The sequence below is a fragment of the Novacetimonas cocois genome (assembly GCF_003311635.1).
In the GTDB taxonomy this organism is placed as follows: Bacteria; Pseudomonadota; Alphaproteobacteria; order Acetobacterales; family Acetobacteraceae; genus Novacetimonas; species Novacetimonas cocois.
Genome location: NZ_QEXL01000007.1, coordinates 116,105 through 132,500, shown reverse-complemented (window position 1 = coordinate 132,500; position 16,396 = coordinate 116,105). Strand labels below are relative to the sequence as shown.

The window sequence follows — 16,396 nt, the reverse complement described above, 5'->3', positions numbered from 1 at the left end:
CGGGATCCCTTTCGGGGGATCAAATAACGATAATGAATCGTTGTTATTTCCGGCGCCCGCAGTCGCGCGGATGTGTTTTCCCGTGGCCGGGAATGGCGTAGCGTCGTCGCCGCGCCAGATGGGCGCCGCAGGGAAACGGGAGGGAAAGGCAGGTGGGCGTCATGAAGTCAGGTGCAACGCAATATCGCACGCTGGACATCGCGGGCATCCGCGCCCTGCTGTCGGGCCTGCCGCACATTGCCGCGCGGCTGGGCAGGACGGCGGCGCAGTGGCGCATTGCGGAGGTCAGTGACGGCAACCTCAACAATGTCTTCCTGATCCACGGGCCGGCGGGCGGGGTGTGCCTGAAACAGTCGCTGCCTTACGTGCGGGTCGATCCGTCATGGAAAATGCCGCTGGACCGCACGTTTTACGAGGCCGCCTACCTGCGCGATGTCTTTCCCCTCGTCCCCGGCCTGACGACGCAATGCCTGCATTTCGACCCGGACCTGTTTGTCCTGATCGTCGAAAGCCTGTCGGGCCATCAGGTGTACCGCAACGCCCTGATGACGGGCGCGGACTGGCCCCGCGTGGTGCCCGACATCGCCACCTTTGTCGCGCGCGCGACGTTCGGGACGTCGGTCCTGTGCGAACCGTTCGAACGCGTGTTCGACCGGCAGGCGCTGTATGCCCGCAACCAGACGCTGCGGCGCATCACGCTGGACCTTGTGATGGACGATCCGTATCACGACCATCCCCGCAACCACTGGGACGATCCGCGCCTGAACGCGGTCGTGGCGGACATCCGGGCCTCCGCCCCCGTGCGGCGGGCGGTGGACGGACTGCGGCTGCGTTTCCTGACCTGCCCGCAGGCGCTGCTGCATGGGGACCTGCATACCGGATCCATCATGGCGAGTGCGACCGACACGCGGGTGATCGACGGGGAATTCGCGATCTATGGCCCCATCGGGTTCGATTGCGGGATGTTCGTGGGCAACCTTGTCCTGCGCCGCTTTGCCGACCTGTCGCCGGATGCCGGGCGGCGCTGCGTGCGCGATATCGTCCGGTTCCGCGACCGTTTTGTGGAGGAGTTCACCCGCCTGTGGGCCGATGCGCACCCGACCCCGTCCGATACGCGGGGGCCGTGTGCCTTTTTCATTCCCGATGCGGCCACCGCCGCGTCGCCGGGGCGCGCGGCATTCATGGACGGGGTGCTGCGCGATCTTGTGGGCTATGCCGCGATGGAAATCATCCGCCGCATCATCGGATACGCCCATACGGCGGATTTCGACGTGATCGCGCGGCCGGAGGAACGCGCGACCCGGCGGGAGGCCGCGTTACGCTTCGCCTTCGGGCTGCTGCGCGATCATGGGCGGCATGACAGTGTGGAGGCGGCCTTTGGCGGGCTGGCCCCTGAAACATCCTGAAAATCAGGAAGAAGTTTTTGGTGAAGCTTTTTTTGAAAAAGCTTCGGAAGACGTCACCCGGAATCTTCTGTCGTTTTTGATCAGATGGAAAATGTCGCGACGGGTGCTTCCGCCTTCGGGCGGGACAGGCCGTTGCTTTCGGCCTGGCGTACCAGTTCGTCAAGCGTGATCCTGCGGTATTCGTGATCCAGCAGTCCCCCCATCCGGTCAAGGAACGGGCGGATCACGGCATTGAACAGCGGCCCGTTGCGTTTGTCCGGGCGGCTGTCATCGCACCGCATGGCATGGTGGATGTCCGACAGCAGGATTTCACGCGCCGGATGGCCCAGCCGGTATCCACCCCGTGGCCCGCGCACCCCCGACAGCAGCCCCGAGCGCGACAGTTCCTGCAGCACGGGTTCGATCCCGCGTCGCGCCATGCCCGAACGCTGCGCGATTTCGGTGGCGCTGACGGTGTTGCCATGCGTGCCGTGAAAGGCGACGTCGAGCATGATGTAAATCGCCGTTACCGTGCGGTCGCGGAAGCCCTGCATGCGATATGTCCCTGTTATGCGTGATGCCGCCCGCGCGCGGGGATGCCGTTCAGGGCGATGTCACCCGCAGGCGCATTGCCCGCGGGCACGTCGCCCGGCGGCGGAAGCGTCGCCAGGAAATCCCTGAACCAGTCCAGCCCCTGCGCCCACGTCCCGACCGGCGACGTATTGCCGATATGCCCCAGCCGCCCCGCCGTGATCAGCGGGGCATCCCACGCGGCGGCGAACGCCCCGGCGCGGCGCGGCGACAGCCATTCGTCATTGGTGCTGGCGATGATGCGGGCGGGAAAGGGCAGGGGCGATGACGACGGGAACGCGAAATCGCGCAGGGCGGGCACCTGCCGCGCGCGCGGGCCGCGCAGGTCGGCGGGCGCGACCAGCAGCGCACCGGCCACGCGCACGCGCGTCTGCTGCTGTCCCCATCGCGCGACAAGGACCGCGCCAAGGCTGTGGGCCACGAAAACGACCGGCCTGTGGCAATGGGCCAGCGTCCGTTCCAGCCCGGTCACCCACATGTCCCAGCGCGGCCGGTCCCAGTCCGCCTGCCGGACGCGCCGCGACGGCAGCAGCGCGTGCCAGTGCGACTGCCAGTGGCGCGGGCCGGAATCATGCAGCCCCGGCACGATCACAAGGTCATAGGGCGCCAGCAGCCCGCGCAGGTTGCGCGCCGATGCCGCGATGTCGTGCGTCGTCTCCGTCCGGGAAAAATCGGCCCCGCCCGATGGCGGCGCGCCCACGGGCGATGCGTCCGCTGATGGCGTCATGGGGAATGTCCCCGGCGCAAAGGGATCCAGCGTCATGGGTGTCCTCCACCGTTGCCTATGCCGCCGCCCGGCGCGGCGGGGCGGACGGCGCCGCCCCCGGCCCGGCCACGGCCCGCAACGTGTCAAGCAGGTGCAGCACCTCGCGGAAATCCCGGCTGCCGGCACGGGATTGCGCGGGCGGATGGGACACGGTGGTGCGGATCGTCCTGTCCGGCGCGATGAGGAAGACGACATGTTCCGCCACCATGCCGGGGGCGGGCGTGTCTTCGAACTCCGCCCCCGAATACAGCCGCGCTATGGCCGCCCCGTCGCCCGTGTCGCACACCGCGACGCCGCCCGGCGGCGGGACGGGGACAGCGCAGACGCCGCCACCCGCCCCGGCATGATGGGGCAGGAAAAGGATCTTTACCGAACGGTCCAGATGGCCATGGGGAAATGTCATGGGATGGAAATCGCCGGGGTGCGTCACCAGCATGCCCCATGACTGGCCCAGCCATTCGTGAAAACGGATGCGGCCGATGGTGGTCCGCGCCGTGAAATCCGGCGCCCTGTGCCCAGCGAATAATGCCATCGCCTGTTCCCCCGCAAATCCTGTTTCATTGCGCGGCGCCCTGTCCGTCCCGTCATGGGGGGCTTCCGTCTGCCAGCATAAAAACACACGGATCATGCGCAGTCAAGAAAACCACAACAAAAAACGTTTATTGTGATTATCAATCTGTTTCCGCGTGTGTTTTTGGGAGTTTTCCCGGCAGGGGGGCCGGATTCGCAGGAGATCACCGTCCCGTCATGGGGAGGGAAGGCATGAGGATGCCCGTCCCCGAATCCTGCGTGGGTGGCGGGAATGCAGCGATTTTTCCATATGCGCCTCTCCTGTCCCGGGCGGGGGAAGGAAAAGGCATATTTTACAATTTTAAATGGTGATTAATGGGGTCGCCGTTCATGCCGCGACATGAAAGGGGGCCACTTGCCCGTTTGGGGGCGTGCTTCGTCCGGTACGGACCCGGACGATGACGCAGGCTGCCCCCGGCGTGGGGTGCCGTCCGGGGGCGTCATGATGGTCGGTGAAAAGTCGTGAAAGTTTTCGGGTGCCGCCTTTCATCTAAAAAGGCGGCGTTCTTTCGAAGCTTTTTGCAAAAAGCTTCACCAAAAACTTTTATTACGATTGTCCGGTGTATCGGGGGGCAGGGGTGACAGCCTTCAGGCGGGGACCTCGATCGGCATGGGGGCCACGTCGACAGGCGCGACCGCGTGGCCGACCTGCCCCGCAAGCAGTTCCACCGCCGCGAGGTAGATGGCGCTGAAGCCGCAGAACATCCCCTCATACCCCGCGATGAGCGTCAGCACCGGCTGTTCAAGAAGCTCGGCAGTGCCAAGCAGGACAAACAGCACCGTCAGGCTGGCGAACACCACCTGGTGCATACGCGATGCCCGCAGTGTACCGACCGTCATGATGGCGGTGAACAGACCCCACATCAGCAGGTAACTGCCCATCAGGGCGGGCGATGACGCCGGCGCCAGCCCCCAGTGCGGCAGGAACAGCAGCATGACAAGCGACAGCCAGAACGCGCCATACGACATGAATGCCGTCATGCCGAACGTATTGCCGTTGGCATATTCAAGCAGCCCGGCGACAAACTGCGTCGCGCCCCCGAACACCAGCCCCATTGCAAGGATGGCGCCCCCCATCGGGACAAGGTGCGCGTTATGCAGGTTGAGCAGGACGGTCGTCATGCCAAACCCCATCAGCCCCAGCGGGGCGGGATCTGCTTTTGCCGAATTGTGGGTCATGCCGCGATTCCATTCCATGGCGGATAAATCATGACAAAACATGTCACGGACGGCGGGGCGCGGCATATTAAAATATGGCTTAGGGATCGTTTCGGAAACCGCCCGGAAAACAGCCTGCAATCATGACAGGGGTTCCTGGTGAAGATTTTTGCAAAAAGCTTCGAAGGGACAACGATTTTTAAAAAGTCAGCACCCGGAAATCTTTGCCATTTCTGTCGGCAGGCTGTTTTCGGGCAATCCTAATGGATGACGGCGCAGGCCACGCGGTCGCCCGCCCCGCCAATCGGCTGCGTGCGGTAATCGTCGGGGTTGGCGTGGATGACAAGGGCGGACCCATCGGAATCGAGCAGCCCCGGATGGCCGTCCGTGCCGTTAAGGGTCACCAGCGTCGAATACAGTTCGACCGTCGCGTTGCCGTCCTGTCCGACGAAGATGTTCGGCAGGTCCCCCGCATCGTTCGCATTGACGTTCAGCAGGCCGTGGACCACCGGCGTCGCAGCATGGACATGCGCGCCCGCGTCGGTGAATTTCGGCGGGCCGCAGGTGCCCTTTTCATGGAAATGCACGCCATGCCATCCGGGGATCAGCCCGGTGGCCTCGATACGCAGCAGCACCCCCTTGGGCGCTGCCGTCACATGGATCGACCCCCGCGCCGTGCCGTCCGTGCCCATCAGGGTGCCCGATGCCGTATCGGCCGCCCGGGCGGGGGTGGCGAATGCCGCGTAACCGCAGGCAAGGGAAAGCAGGCCGAGGGAAAACAGGCCGGAAAGCCGGAGACGTCGTGTGGGCATGGGAATTTCCTTTCGACGGAGGCGCGATGTCGCGGGTGGGCACGAAACGGCAGGGCGCAGGCGCGCGACGCGCGGCCACCTGTCCGAAGGCTGCGCCCCGCCCGTCATGATGCCATGCGTCCTGTGACGGGCATGCAGTCTCGGCCCATGCGCGGGGAACCGGAATCCAACTCTTTGTGAGGGATCGGCGCCCGCAATGAAAAACGGCACCGCCATGTCACTGGCGATGCCGTTCCCTGTGTCGGTATCAGGACCGCAGGCGCATGAGCGTCACATGTCCGTCGTGCCGTAGGTAAAGCCAAGGGTGCTGCGGATCATTTCGCTGACGGGATAGAAATAGGTCTGCGCCTGGATCATCCACCGGATCGCGCCACAGGCCAGCCCGCCACTGATCCCGCCGGATTCCCGCATCTGCCGGGCCAGATACTGGAACAGCGCGGAACTGGTGACGTCATTGGACGAAAGCCAGATGATCGTGACGCACACGAACAGCACGCCCGCCACGATGATGTGGACCGGCTTTGGCTGCATCCGCGCGGTATAAAGCAGGTAGAACATGCTTTTGTACATATGCACCAGCGCCCCCATGGCGGAAAAGACAAGGGCGAGGGCCGGCGCGATCACCGCCTCCATCGCCTCGCGGCCGATATGGGCATGCGCCGCCCCGTCAAGGAAGGTGTCGGGGGCGTAATCCAGTTCCCGGATCTTCCTGTTGACCTCACGTTCCACCATGACGTCGCGCACGCGCGTCGTGTATTCATCGGGCGTCATGTCGGCATTGACGGCAATGTCGTCGGGGATATGCAGCGCCTCGCGCAGCTGTGCGACGATCGGCGGCTGCCGGGCAAAGGTGTGGAAGTCGAGCTGCGGCGGGATGAGGCCCGGATGGTGCGTCAGCCGCATGAGCGCGCTTTCATAAGTCAGCCGCGCGAGGCCCGTCTGGCTGCTGCGGGCATAGGCATAGGACAGGTCGGTATAGACGTTGTATTCCTTCTGTATTTCCTGCTGCACGGTGGCATAGCCGTGGTTATAGACATACCCGTCCGAACCGCCGGTATCGTGGCGCACGGACCGCGCCATCACCTGCTTCACGTCGTCGAGCACCTTCTGGTCGACATGCTGTACCGACATGCCCATCAGCGGCAGGATCGACAGGAACGCCTTGCCCGGCGGGGAATGGCGGGCATGGTCGTCAAGCCTGATCGCCTCCGCCTTGATAAGGCCGCTGATGAGGTCGCGGTTGACGTACTGCAGCAAAAGCGCGTTGCGCCGCTGTTCCCCGGTGGAATGATCGACGATCTTTTCCACCAGCGCCTTTTCCCCGTAATAGGCCGCGGGCATCAGCGCCATGGCGCTGCAGATCAGCAGCAGCAGCACCCAGCGCCCGCGCTGGTAGGTTTCGTTGGACAGGCGCAGGATCGGCCCCCATATCGCGATCGTCAGCGCCACCCCCGAAATCAGGCGGCCATAATGTTCGATCGCGGTAATGTCGTGCCGCGTCGCGATGCCGCCCGTAATGTCGAGCAGCCGGGCATTGAACCCGAGTTCGAAGATGAGGTAGCCCGCCGTCAGGACCAGCATGACCGGGGCATAGGCACGCGGGCTGGTGGCGTTGGAAAAGTTGATGAACGGGATCTTCACTTTGTCAGGTCCAGGCTGACGTCCTTGGACGTGTCGGTTTCATCGGCATGCATGCTGCCGACCTGTATTTTCTTCATGTGGACCGGCGCCGGCCGGGCCGGGGCGACAGGGGCGGCGGGGGACGACGACGCTGACCTCGCGGCGGCTTTCCTCGCCGCCGCGGCCTCGGCCAGCAGCCTGTCGTCAAGCGCCCTCTGGTCTATCTTCGCCCTGGCGTCGTTGTTGTCCAGGGTCATGGATGCGGACTGATCCGCGCGGATGACGGGCAGGATGGTCGGGCGCTCCCTGATCCGCCGGAACATCGGCGACACGACGTAGGAGCGTACCGTGTTGTTCTGGTAAACGTAGGTCAGGCTCTTGCCGATGGGGGCATGAAAGATGACCATCCCCGTATAGATCGGAGCGAACCATAATGTCGGCTGGCACGGACCGTCCAGCATGTTGACGCGCATGTTCCTGCCACCCCACAGCGAGACGACCGCGTAACGGCGGTCGCACGTGCTGTCGCGCCCGCGCAGGATCATGACGGTCTCGTTTTGCAGCTGTGCGGCCTCCAGGACAAAGGTATCGTGGATGTCCAGCGGCGCCCTGGCGTCATGGCCCACGACCGCCATGTAATCATGGCCCTGCGCATCGGTTTCCAGCGCGATCTGGCTGCCTTCGTACATCAGGCTTTCGCGCGGGGTGTCGGGCGCCACCACCTGCGCGCGGGTGGGCGATGACAGCGCGATGCACGCCATGACGCCCGCGCCGAAAAGAAGCGGGCGGCGGGCGGTCGAAAACATACGCTCAAGTAATGAATAACCAGATGTCGAAAATGAATTAAATGAAAAATCCGAAGTCGTCATGTCGGTAATGTCATCCGCAGGGTTTCCGTTTCGTCGCGACAGGACGCGTTCTTGCCGCCACGAAACATTGTCATGAGACCTTAACCGCCCGCCCTGTATTTGTTTCAGATATCGTATCGACGCATAACTTGTCACCCTGCTATAAACCGGTCGGTTAAATTAAATCGTACGCGGGGGATAGGGCCGAGTGGATACCACACAGCTGCGCAGGCAGGCGGAAGAGGGCGACCTGTCCTCCATCATGGTGATGGCCCGTATCCATTCGGCGCGCACGCAGGGCGTCGATCCCGCAGATCCCGTCGCCTATCGCCGGGCGATTTACAGGTGGTGCGCCGCCGCGGCCAAGCAGGGATCGGCCGAGGGGCTGGTCGCGCTGGGCGACTGGTGCGCCCTGGGCGGGGAGGCGCGGCCCGCCACGGCGCAGTTCTATGAACGGGCGGTCATCTGTTACACCAAGGCGGCCGAGGCGGAAGGAATCGGGCTGGACGAACTGCCCTTCGATCCCGAACGCCTGTGGCGGCCCGCGACCACCGACGGGCTGCTGTCGTCGTATTTCGACATGGTCAATTGCGATGATGACGACGCCACCGCCGCCGTCATCGCGGCGGCGCGCGCGGACAGTTCCACCATCCCCGACGTCGCGTGGCTCGAAAACTGCGCGCGAAAGGGCGTGCCCGGCGCTGCGGCCCTGCTTTCGGACCTCATGGGCTATCCCGAGCTGTTCAGGGTCGAATATGGCGCCTATGCCACGCCCAGGCTTGGCGATTACGAGCAGCCGGACCTGATGGACTGGCTGCTGGCGGCGGTCGTCAAGCGCGATCCCTATGCCATGACCGCCATGATAGCCCGCAGGTTCAACGCTAACGTATGGCCCACGACGATGCCCGAGGTTCTGGACGCCACGGGCGCCCGGATGACCGCCGCGCCGCCTTTCCTGCGGGGGCGCCTGGCGCAGATCGCCGCGATGGTGGCGCAGTTCGTGAATGACCTGGCCGCAACCCGCAAGTGGCTGGACATAGGTGTGGCATGCGGCGACCTGTGGTGCGAATACGCCCTTGCGCGGCTGGACCTGGCGCAGATGCCGCGCGGCCCCCTGCTGAGCGCCGCCGAGCACGAGGCCCGCAAAAACGAGAGCGAGAGGATCGTAAACAGCCTTATCAAGGAGGGAAAAGGGGTCACGCGCGACGAGGTTCATGCACCCCTGGCCCTGCAGAGTGCGGCGATCAAGCTGCTCGGCGACATTGCGATGATCTTCCCGACGGAACAGAACAAAGCCCCGGCGTCCTGTTACAAAGCGGCGGCGGAGCAGGGGAATGCGGCCGCCATGGCCGCCGTAGGCAATTACGTGCTGCGTTACCCCGGCCCACGGGCGCAGTCTGAGTACAAATACCTGCGCGAATGGCTGGAAAAGGCAAGCCGGACAAAGGTCATCACCACGGGCAGGGCTGATTACTGCGTCGACTCTATGCTGCGGACGGACAACCCGGAAAGCAGGTCGAAGTATAAGGAGTTTTTTGAAGGCCTGCTGTCCATATACGACCAGATAGACAGGGGCGGGGACGACCTGATTCGCAATGTCGCCCGGACGACGGCGGAGGATTTCAGGCGCAATTACGCCTATGTGCTGGAAATGCGTGGCGTGCTGGCCTCCGCCCCCCGGCCACGGTGGGGGAGCCTGTCGGGGATCACCCCGTACGAGGTCGACCTGCCAGGGGCCGCGCAGATGTACGAGAAGGCCGCCCTGCTGGGACGTGCCTCCGCGATGTTGCGCTATGCCGACTGCCTGCGTGACGGGACGGGCGTGCAGCGTAACCTGCCCGCCGCCACCGAATGGTATGAAAAGGCCACGGAACAGGGCAACATCCCCGCCCGCGTGGAACTGATCAAAATCCTTTTCGATCCGCGCTCGGGGGCGACGGATCCCGCCCGGGCCGAGGCGCTGCGCCAGAGCCTGTACCTGCCGGAAGCGACGATGCGCCGGCACGATTACTTTTACTTCGACCTTCCGCGCGTCGTCGCGGCGCAGGAAGAGGCGTTCGCCCTGACATGGCAGCTCTACCTCCAGGCGACCGACGCGAAGCGCAAGGACAGCCTGCGCACGCAGGTGGAGATCTATTGCCGGTGGGCGGGGGATTATAAGAGGGACCTCGATTTCAGCCTGCGTTTCGTGAAATGGGCGCGGCGCGCGAAGCTGGACCCGCAGGTGGTCACCGTCGTGCATAACGCGGCGCGCTATACACTGGAACTATGGGCTGCAAAGGGATCACGGTGCGAGGAGGGATCTCCGGTCGCACGCCAGCTTCTGGGCGAGCTGCTCCTGCGTGGGGAAATGATGCCGCGTGACATAAAACGTGGCATGGAACTGATCGGGACGCCGGATGCCAATGATGTCGCGGGACTTGAGGCCATCGCGCTGGCAGGCGGCGATGCCCGCGACGCCACCACCGTCGCCCGCTACGGGGCGGCCTCCCGCGCGGGAAGCCTGAAGGCGCAGGCATGGATGTTCGAGAATGTCTGGCCGGGGGAAAAGGACAAGGCAGCCGATCAGTACATGCGCGAGGCCATCGAATGCCTGCCCCGTCTGGTGGATGCAGGCGTCCTCACGCCTGAAAAAATCGTCAGTGTCTGCCTGTCGGCCCTTTCCCGCATCAGCTGCCGTGGCGGCATTCTGGATCTTTATGCGGGCATCAAGCACGATACTCCCCAAAATAATATCATCTGGTTTCCGCTGCATGCGCGTCCCATCCTGACGCAGCTGGCCACGACCTATGCCGAGAAGTCGGTCGCGGCGGGCGGCGGCGTCCGCACCGATACGTTGATGTTCCTGCGGTATGCCTGTGGAAATTACATGGACGGGAAATTGCGCGACAGCGCCATGGAATGGCTGGAAAAGCTCGCGCGTGACGGGAATGTACGCGCGATGCAGTTCCTGTCCTTTGCCCATAATGTCTATGGCGAGAACCCGCTGTCGAATGCGGGGAAAGCGTTTTTCTGGGCCGAACAGGCCGCCAGTCGCGGCGATGCGTGGGGCATATTGCGGCTGGCGTACTGCCACTGCCTTGGGATCGGCGCGCCCCGCAATTACCGCAACGCGCTAGGCCTGTTCCAGAAACTGCAGAAAGTGACCGGGCACTGGGGATATTTCGGGGAGGCGATGTACCTGGGCGGCCAGAAAAAGGGCCTTCTGGGCCCGCTGTTCAGCAACACCAGGAAGGCCGATGAACTCATGCGCGAGGCGGCCAACAACACGTGGGGCGATAACACCACTTTTGGCGACCTCGATGCCCGCGACGCCGTAACCATGTACCAGCAGTACAAGCAGGCTCCGGATTACTGGCTCCCTCACGAAGCATACCGGCTGTATGGCGCCGATCCCACCGGCATCTTCTTTCCCCATGTCCAGCAGTATTTCCATGGTGGCACGCTGCCGTTCTTTTTCGTGCCGTTCCAGCCTGACACGTTGGACACAAAGAAAGATATTGCGATGTTCAGCGGCGTCCTGATGCCCTTCCCGCGAAAAAGTTGACGGGCTGATGCGCATGACCTGCTGTCCCGTTGCCATGACATCCTTTCAATCCCAAGGCGGAGAACCCGTTTCATGAGTGGAACCGCATCGGACCTCGACGACCTTCTGGGCCTGACCCCCGCCCCCGACGCCCCCGCGCAGGAGGCCGCGCCGTCTGCCGCGCCATCCGCCGGCCGGCCCGCGCGCCCGCTGGTGCGGCCCGTCGCGATCGATGACGCGCTGGCCCTCGACGCCGCGTGGCGCGCCGAGTACGCGACACGGGCCAGGCCCGGCCGCGAGCAGTCGGCCGGGGTGTGCGAACTCAGCGTCGGGCCGGAGGGGACCGCAGTGCGCCGGGCGCTCTATGCGCCGGAGGTCTTTCACCTCAACGCCTCGTTCCTTTCGGATGACTGCGCCGGGCTGCATGCCGAATGGGCGCCCGCGTGGGTGCAGTGGCTCAAGCAGGGGGAACATGTCGGGCTGACCCGTGCGGATCAGGACGGCTGCCTGCTGCGCTGGGGCCGCGATGCGGATCCGTATGGCGCCATCCGCTACCTTCCGCTGATCGGGGGGCGCAGGTCATGGGTAATCCTGTCGGACGACAGGACGAGGGAGAGCGCTGTCGGGCTGATCCGCGCGCTGGTGCTGCGCCTTGCGTGCATGATGGGCAATGACGTGCGCTTTGTCCTGCTGGACCCCAATGGCGGGGGCACCACCTTTCCGCAGCAGGGGCTGCTGCCGTCGCACCTGCCGGCCAACAACGCCGTCCCGGCGGAAACGCTGGGCCTTGTCATGGACAGGCTGGCGAAGGTGACGGCCACGATGCTTGATGGCACGCGGGCGCAGGATTTCCACAAATGGGACCGCCGCGACCAGAAGGATGCCGGCGGGTACGAGGTCGTCTGCGCGCTGGATATGGGCGATACGGCCAAGTACAACCCCATGACGACGCAGCTGACGGACCTTGCGCGCACGGGGCCGCTTGCGGGGCGTTACCTGCTTTTGCATGTCAACATGGACAAGCCGCAGCCGCACGGGTTCGACCTGAAGGCCATCATGGACGACGCCCACGTGATCGACCTGCGCGAATGCGACGCCGGATGCGTGGACCGCCCGCCGGACGGGGCCCTGCACAGGCATATCCTCAGCCGCCTTGCCGAGGCCATGGTCGATACCGAGCTGAAGGTCATTCCCGACAGGTGGTGGACGAAGACGTCGCAGGAATGCGTCGGCACCTCCCTTACCGACAGCGATGACGGGCTTGGCGTCCTGTTCGGGCAGGAAACCGGCGGGCGCAGCACCCGCTCCATTACGGCCGGCGTGCTGTCGGGCATACCGGGGTCGGGCAAGTCCAACGTGCTGGCGCTCATCATCATGGGCCTTGCGATGCGCTACCCGCCTGAAGAGCTGCAGTTCCACCTGCTCGACCTCAAGGGCGGGGTGGAATTCCAGGCCTATGCCAGGCTGCCGCATGCGGCGGTCATCGCCTCGAACGCGGTGCCGGGGGCCATGATCGGCTTCCTGCGCAACATGCGCGGGGAAATGGACCGGCGGTACGACCTGTTCCTGGACCGCGACGACGGCAAGGGGGAGTTCAGCGACCTGCAGCAGTATCACGCGGCGGGCCAGCCGCGCGGTCCCGCGCCGCGCATCCTGATCGTGATCGACGAGTACCAGACCCTGTTCGATGAGGAGCAGAGCCAGGACGAGGCTGCGAACCACCTCAAGGAAATCGTCAGCAAGGGGCGCGCTGCGGGCGTGCATGTGCTGCTGAGCTCGCAGAAGATGGTGCCTTCGGGCATGTCGCGTTCGCAGCATATCATGAGCATGATCACCCTGCGCATGTCGCTGCAGATGGCGGCCGACGAGGTTGATTCGATGTTCGAATTCGGGACCGAGGGCCGGCAGATCCTGCGCGGCCTGCAGGAATCGGGACGGATCCTGATCAACGACCACGGCGGCGCGGACGGCTTCAACCATGCGGGCAAGGTCGGGGTGCTGGACGGGCGTCCGCCGGCGCAGCGCACGACGCCGTCGGAACGTGAAAAGGCGGCGGTGCGCCTTGCGCCTCTGTTCGCGCGGTTCGAGGCGATGAAACAGAAATGGCCCGCCGAAAAGCGCGCGGCATGGCCGACGACGCAGGTGCTGACCGGGCAGGTCCGTCCGGGGCTGAAGCAGAACTTCCTGGTGCGTGAGGCCCTGCGCACGCATGGCGCGATCAGGCTGACGCAGCTGCTGGAAATGGGCGGCAGGCCGGCCTCCGCCGGGGGGCTGCAGGAACTGGGCATCGATTCGCGCTTCCTGCCGGTGCCGCTGATGCTGGGCCGTGATTCCACCCTGAACGGACAGGCCTGCGTGCCGCTGGTGCGCGAGGGGGGTGAAAACCTGCTGTGCGTGATGGAGATGAAGGCCGCGCGGCTGCAGATGGACGTGGTGGCGACGGTCGTCGCCTCGCTCGCCGCGCTGTCGCCCGACGTGGTGGGATCGGTGCGCATCCTCAACCTCGCCCCGGCGAAGCTGGTGCCCGACGATTTCGATTACGGCGATGCGATTGCGGCCGGCCTTGCCGCGGCGGGGCTGCCGCAGCCCGCGAACATCACGGTTTCGACCAGCCCCGACGACGCGGTCGGCCTTATCGGTGCCGTGGCGCCGCCGGGGACGGCCGACATCCTGATCCTCATCGATCCCGAACGCGCGTCCCCGCTGCTGGTCGGACCGCCGGAGACGGCGCGTTTCAGCACCTTCCCGCTGATGGAGCGCCTCAAGCAGGGGCCGGACATGGGGCAGCACACCATCATCTTCACCAGTTCGCTGCAGCGGCTGTACAAGGTCGTCGTGAACGAGACGGTGGGCGGTGGCCTGTCGCAGCTGCTCCGCTGGGTGCTGGTCGAACGGGTTGATGACGACCTGCGTGCGGCGCTGCGGCTGATCCAGCCGCTGTCGCGCGCGGGCGGCGGCACCCGCCCCGGCAAGGACAGGGATACGACCGCCATCCTGCTGGGCCGGTCGGACAAGGAAACCGTGGTTACGGTGTTTGGAGAATAGGCATGTCATCCCTGGACGATACATATGTGCAGATGGGCGATTTCGAACAGAAACTGGCTGAGTTCAGCGAGGTTCTGGCCCGTTCGCTGGTTGACCTGACGCGGCAGCACGAACAGGCGATGGCGGTGTGGGGCAATGACCGCAGCGCCGTGGCCTATAACCGGTCGTGGGAAGAGCTGAGCGACGCGCTGATGAAATGGAGCCAGGGCGACGCGCCGGCCTATCTGGGGTTCATCAACCAGAAACGCCATATCCTGCGCCAGTTCCTGGAGAGTGGACGATGACCGACACGACGCAACTCGTCTCCGCGCTGGAGGGGTACATCACCGCGCTGTCGCGCAACAATGGCGCGATGGAACAGTCCTTTGGCGAGCTGGAGCGCAGCTGGCGCGCGCTTTCGATGGTGTATCACGGCAACGGGGCGGAACAGTTCGCCACCATGTTCGGGGGCAGCATGCGAAAGATGCAGGAATGCAGCGCGATGATGAACCTGATCCAGCACAAGCTGAAGGAGCGCCTGGAATACCTGCGGCAGCTTGATACCCCGGGCGGGGCCTGAGCACGATGGAATCGAGTGATCCGCGCGTCCTGGTCCTTCTGCTGGAATCCATCCTGCAGAATCACGTCCTGCCGCAACAGAGGACGCTTGGCGCCATCGCGACGTTCGGCAGGACGCAGGCGAGCCTGCGTGACGAGGCCGAAAAGGCCGTGCGGGAGGCCCGGCGCGTTGCCGAGGCGACGCGTGTCGCACGCACGCAGGTCGAGACCTGCGCCACCACGCTGGAACGCCAGCGTTCCGGGGCAAAGGCCGCCCATGGCCGCGCCAGCGTGCAGCTTGGTAACGCGCGCGACGCGCGTCAGGCGACGCAGAACCGGCTGGACCTGTGGGAGGACCGCCTGAGCAGCGCCATCTCCGTCCGGATCGCGGCACAGAACGACGTCACGGCGGCCGAGGCCCGGGTGCGTAGCGCGGAGGCAAGCCTCAGCCGGGCGGAAAGCGAGCTTGCCGACGCCCAGTCAAGGCTGAGCAGCTGCGAAAGCTCCTACTACATCGATTCCGAGGGGAACCATATCCGCTATGACTGTTCCGCGCATGCGGCGGCCGTCGGGCGGGCCAGTGGGGAACGCAATGCCGCCGCCGCGGCCCTGGGGCGGGCGAACGCGGACCTGTCTGCGGCACAGGGCCGCCTGAACGCGGCGATCGCGCATGAAAACCACTGCCGCGCCTGCGTTGCGCAGGCCGGCCGCGCCCTTGATACCGCCAGGACGGCCTGCACCCTTGGCGAACGCGCGGTGAACGAGGCATCCCATGCGATCGAACGGGTCGAGGCGACGCAGCCGCTGGTGGACCGGATGCATGCGCTGGCGAAGGTGGCGCAGGACGCGGCCGAAAGGTGCATGGTGCGCGCCAGCCATGCCACCGCGCGCGGCGACAGCGCCATGACGCAGTTCGGCACCTGCCAGAGGGTGGGGGACGAAAATGCCCAGTACGCGCGCATGATGGACAGCAAGCTGACGGAACAGGTCCAGCTTCTGCTTGCCTTCAACGCCGCGACCTGAATCCTGCCACAGGGGAAAAAACGCCATGACCACCACAAGAGGGACCCTTCCCGACAGTCTGGACCTTCTGCGCAGGCGGACGCGCGAAGCGCATGACGACCTTCAGGCCCTGTTCCATTCGGTACAGATATGGAAGCAGGAGGTGGAGGGAATGCAGGGGACATGGCAGGATGTCGCGGGACGCGAGACCATCCGGAAATACGTCATCACCGATATCGAGGGCCGTGACGAGGTCGTCCGTCAGCTGATGCAGATCGTGGAACTCGACGATGACGGGGAACGCGCGACGGTCGAGGCATGGAAGGAATCGCTGGCGAACCGCCAGACGATCGCCAACATCATGGAACGCAACGACACGTTCCAGGACACCGTTCCGAAACTGCAGGCCGCGATCCGCATGGCGGAGGACACGACGGCCGACAGCAGCCGCCATGCGAACGATGCCCTTGCCCAGATGCCCGGTACCTGATGCCCGGTACCTGATGTCCGGCACCTGACGGATGGCGGCCTGCGGC

14 protein-coding genes are annotated in these 16,396 nt (G+C 64.9%); 7 read left to right on the top strand and 7 right to left on the bottom strand.

Going from position 1 to position 16,396, the window contains the following annotated elements; all coding sequences use genetic code 11:
- Positions 1-161 precede the first annotated feature (161 nt).
- The gene (gene mtnK, locus NJLHNGOC_RS06850) at positions 162-1,406 is read left to right on the top strand and encodes an S-methyl-5-thioribose kinase (protein ID WP_113595699.1); all 1,245 of its coding nucleotides are present in this window, start codon (positions 162-164) and stop codon (positions 1,404-1,406) included.
- Between the two features lie 80 nt (positions 1,407-1,486).
- Here mtnK and NJLHNGOC_RS06845 read toward each other — a convergent pair whose 3' ends face one another.
- The 7 genes from NJLHNGOC_RS06845 to NJLHNGOC_RS15885 form a co-directional block, all read right to left on the bottom strand.
- Positions 1,487-1,939: an RrF2 family transcriptional regulator gene (locus tag NJLHNGOC_RS06845; protein WP_113595698.1), complete on the bottom strand. Its 453-nt coding sequence runs from the start codon at positions 1,937-1,939 to the stop codon at positions 1,487-1,489.
- A gap of 14 nt (positions 1,940-1,953) precedes the next feature.
- Complete coding sequence (locus tag NJLHNGOC_RS06840) at positions 1,954-2,739, bottom strand: RBBP9/YdeN family alpha/beta hydrolase (protein ID WP_239021381.1); 786 nt, start codon at positions 2,737-2,739, stop codon at positions 1,954-1,956.
- Between the two features lie 19 nt (positions 2,740-2,758).
- Complete coding sequence (locus NJLHNGOC_RS06835) at positions 2,759-3,274, bottom strand: thioredoxin domain-containing protein (protein ID WP_133258685.1); 516 nt, start codon at positions 3,272-3,274, stop codon at positions 2,759-2,761.
- Positions 3,275-3,900: 626 nt separating this feature from the next.
- Entirely contained in the window at positions 3,901-4,509 is a 609-nt protein-coding gene (locus NJLHNGOC_RS06830) for an acetate uptake transporter (protein ID WP_113595696.1), read from the bottom strand.
- A gap of 221 nt (positions 4,510-4,730) precedes the next feature.
- A complete protein-coding gene (sodC, locus tag NJLHNGOC_RS06825; RefSeq protein WP_113595755.1) occupies positions 4,731-5,282 on the bottom strand; it encodes a superoxide dismutase[Cu-Zn] in 552 nt (183 codons plus the stop codon).
- Between the two features lie 270 nt (positions 5,283-5,552).
- Positions 5,553-6,923 carry a hypothetical protein gene (locus NJLHNGOC_RS06820; protein WP_113595695.1) on the bottom strand — a complete coding sequence of 457 codons (1,371 nt, stop codon included), beginning with the start codon at positions 6,921-6,923 and terminating at the stop codon, positions 5,553-5,555.
- Positions 6,920-7,708, bottom strand: coding sequence for a hypothetical protein (locus NJLHNGOC_RS15885; protein WP_165837862.1), 789 nt, complete (start codon positions 7,706-7,708; stop codon positions 6,920-6,922). Before NJLHNGOC_RS15885 ends, NJLHNGOC_RS06820 begins: the two co-directional genes overlap by 4 nt.
- A 250-nt stretch (positions 7,709-7,958) precedes the next feature.
- Here NJLHNGOC_RS15885 and NJLHNGOC_RS06810 point away from each other — a divergent pair, with 250 nt between their 5' ends.
- The 6 genes from NJLHNGOC_RS06810 to NJLHNGOC_RS06785 all read left to right on the top strand — a co-directional run bounded on the left by NJLHNGOC_RS06810 (position 7,959) and on the right by NJLHNGOC_RS06785 (position 16,350).
- On the top strand, positions 7,959-11,297 hold the full coding sequence (locus NJLHNGOC_RS06810) for a tetratricopeptide repeat protein (protein WP_113595694.1): 3,339 nt from the start codon (positions 7,959-7,961) through the stop codon (positions 11,295-11,297).
- Between the two features lie 72 nt (positions 11,298-11,369).
- Positions 11,370-14,321 carry an FtsK/SpoIIIE domain-containing protein gene (locus NJLHNGOC_RS06805; protein ID WP_113595693.1) on the top strand — a complete coding sequence of 984 codons (2,952 nt, stop codon included), beginning with the start codon at positions 11,370-11,372 and terminating at the stop codon, positions 14,319-14,321.
- Between the two features lie 2 nt (positions 14,322-14,323).
- Positions 14,324-14,605 (top strand): hypothetical protein, encoded by a 282-nt coding sequence (locus tag NJLHNGOC_RS06800; protein WP_113595692.1) that lies wholly within the window; start codon positions 14,324-14,326, stop codon positions 14,603-14,605.
- Positions 14,602-14,880 (top strand): WXG100 family type VII secretion target, encoded by a 279-nt coding sequence (locus NJLHNGOC_RS06795; protein ID WP_110531045.1) that lies wholly within the window; start codon positions 14,602-14,604, stop codon positions 14,878-14,880. Before NJLHNGOC_RS06800 ends, NJLHNGOC_RS06795 begins: the two co-directional genes overlap by 4 nt.
- Before the next feature lie 5 nt (positions 14,881-14,885).
- Positions 14,886-15,881, top strand: coding sequence for a coiled-coil domain-containing protein (locus NJLHNGOC_RS06790; protein ID WP_113595691.1), 996 nt, complete (start codon positions 14,886-14,888; stop codon positions 15,879-15,881).
- Between the two features lie 25 nt (positions 15,882-15,906).
- Positions 15,907-16,350, top strand: a complete 444-nt coding sequence (locus tag NJLHNGOC_RS06785) for a hypothetical protein (protein WP_113595690.1) — start codon at positions 15,907-15,909, stop codon at positions 16,348-16,350.
- Positions 16,351-16,396 lie beyond the last annotated feature (46 nt).

Bases quoted from the DNA above. Each gene is read 5' to 3' on its own strand.
- mtnK (WP_113595699.1), top strand. From the start codon at position 162: ATGAAGTCAGGTGCAACGCAATATCGCACGCTGGACATCGCGGGCATC.
- NJLHNGOC_RS06845 (WP_113595698.1), bottom strand. From the start codon at position 1,939: ATGCAGGGCTTCCGCGACCGCACGGTAACGGCGATTTACATCATGCTC.
- NJLHNGOC_RS06840 (WP_239021381.1), bottom strand. From the start codon at position 2,739: ATGACGCTGGATCCCTTTGCGCCGGGGACATTCCCCATGACGCCATCA.
- NJLHNGOC_RS06835 (WP_133258685.1), bottom strand. From the start codon at position 3,274: ATGGCATTATTCGCTGGGCACAGGGCGCCGGATTTCACGGCGCGGACC.
- NJLHNGOC_RS06830 (WP_113595696.1), bottom strand. From the start codon at position 4,509: ATGGAATGGAATCGCGGCATGACCCACAATTCGGCAAAAGCAGATCCC.
- sodC (WP_113595755.1), bottom strand. From the start codon at position 5,282: ATGCCCACACGACGTCTCCGGCTTTCCGGCCTGTTTTCCCTCGGCCTG.
- NJLHNGOC_RS15885 (WP_165837862.1), bottom strand. From the start codon at position 7,708: ATGTTTTCGACCGCCCGCCGCCCGCTTCTTTTCGGCGCGGGCGTCATG.
- NJLHNGOC_RS06805 (WP_113595693.1), top strand. From the start codon at position 11,370: ATGAGTGGAACCGCATCGGACCTCGACGACCTTCTGGGCCTGACCCCC.
- NJLHNGOC_RS06800 (WP_113595692.1), top strand. From the start codon at position 14,324: ATGTCATCCCTGGACGATACATATGTGCAGATGGGCGATTTCGAACAG.
- NJLHNGOC_RS06795 (WP_110531045.1), top strand. From the start codon at position 14,602: ATGACCGACACGACGCAACTCGTCTCCGCGCTGGAGGGGTACATCACC.
- NJLHNGOC_RS06790 (WP_113595691.1), top strand. From the start codon at position 14,886: ATGGAATCGAGTGATCCGCGCGTCCTGGTCCTTCTGCTGGAATCCATC.
- NJLHNGOC_RS06785 (WP_113595690.1), top strand. From the start codon at position 15,907: ATGACCACCACAAGAGGGACCCTTCCCGACAGTCTGGACCTTCTGCGC.